The 360-nt window shown below is 71.1% G+C and carries 1 protein-coding gene; it reads right to left on the bottom strand.

Translation table 11 applies throughout. From position 1 onward, the window contains the following. Nucleotides 1-31 precede the first annotated feature (31 nt). On the bottom strand, nt 32-360 hold a 329-nt coding region (locus TN53_RS43065; protein ID WP_046264378.1), incomplete at its 5' end, for a TetR family transcriptional regulator C-terminal domain-containing protein.

The following is a 360-nucleotide window of genomic DNA, read 5'->3' as shown; positions in this document are numbered from 1 at the left end:
GTGTGCGGCAGCCGACTTCAGCGAGGCACTGTCACTTCTCGCGGTCCGGACTGCGCTCGGCTGCGAGGCGTTTGTGCCCCTCGGGCATGGGCAGTGCCGCCAGTGCGGTGTCTGCGATGTTCCGCAGCGTCTCCGGGTCCAGGCCGGCCTTGCCTACCGCCTCGATACCGCGGACCACCGTCAGCAGCAGTGCCGCCAACCGCTGCGGATCCGCGGCGCTGTCGATGTCGCCGTGGCGCTGTGCAGCGCTGATCTCCGTCCGCAGCAGGGTCAGCAGAGCCGTCATGGTCTCGGCCGACCGCCCGGCGACCGTCGGATCGTGCTGGGCCAGTTCCGCCGCGCCCTTGGCCAGCAGGCACC

The sequence above is a fragment of the Streptomyces sp. WM6386 genome (genome assembly GCF_000972385.1).
Lineage (GTDB): Bacteria > Actinomycetota > Actinomycetes > Streptomycetales > Streptomycetaceae > Streptomyces.
Note: the sequence above shows the minus strand (reverse complement) of the source record. Positions and strands in the feature narration are given on the sequence as shown.